Origin of the sequence: Sporanaerobium hydrogeniformans (assembly GCF_002735925.1) — a bacterium.
Taxonomy (GTDB): domain Bacteria; phylum Bacillota; class Clostridia; order Lachnospirales; family Cellulosilyticaceae; genus Sporanaerobium; species Sporanaerobium hydrogeniformans.
The window spans coordinates 1-722 of record NZ_PEDL01000060.1 but is presented as its reverse complement, the minus strand read 5'-3'; the positions used below and the strand labels follow the sequence as shown (position 1 = coordinate 722).

Below are 722 nucleotides of genomic sequence, written 5' to 3'. Positions count from 1 at the left end.
CGCCCTATTCAGACTTGGTTTCCCTTCGGCTTCGTACCTCCTGGTACTTAACCTTGCCGCAGCCAATAACTCGCCGGACCGTTCTACAAAAAGTACGCGGTCGCGCATCATATGGCGCTTCCACTGCTTGTAAACATAGAGTTTCAGGTTCTTTTTCACTCCGCTCCCGCGGTTCTTTTCACCTTTCCTTCACAGTACTATGCGCTATCGGTCACCGAGGAGTATTTAGGCTTGGGGGGTGGTCCCCCCGGCTTCCCACAAGGTTTCTCGTGTCTCGTGGTACTCTGGATCCTGCTAGGCTTCTCTCAGATTTCGTCTACGGGATTATCACCCTCTTTGATGCGACTTTCCAGACGCTTCGACTATCCTCAATCTTGCCACAACGCAGTCCGCAACCCCAAAGTACAAGTACTTTGGTTTGGCCTGTTTCCCTTTCGCTCGCCGCTACTTAGGAAATCGATGTTTCTTTCTCCTCCTGAAGGTACTTAGATGTTTCAGTTCCCTTCGTTCCCTCTGCATAGTTATGTATTGGCTATGCAGTAACTGAGGTTTGCTCAGTTAGGTTTCCCCATTCGGATATCTTGGGATCACAGTTTATTTGCAACTCCCCCAAGCTTTTCGCAGCTTATCACGTCCTTCATCGGCTCTCGGTGCCAAGGCATCCACTCTACGCTCTTAGTAGCTTGACCTAATCCGTTCAACTTACGTTGACGGTTTGTCAT

Annotated in this window: 1 rRNA gene; it reads right to left on the bottom strand. The window is 49.7% G+C overall.

Annotated features, from left to right (window positions below):
• A 23S ribosomal RNA gene (locus CS063_RS17390) occupies positions 1 to 689 on the bottom strand; the annotation flags it as partial.
• Positions 690 to 722 lie beyond the last annotated feature (33 nt).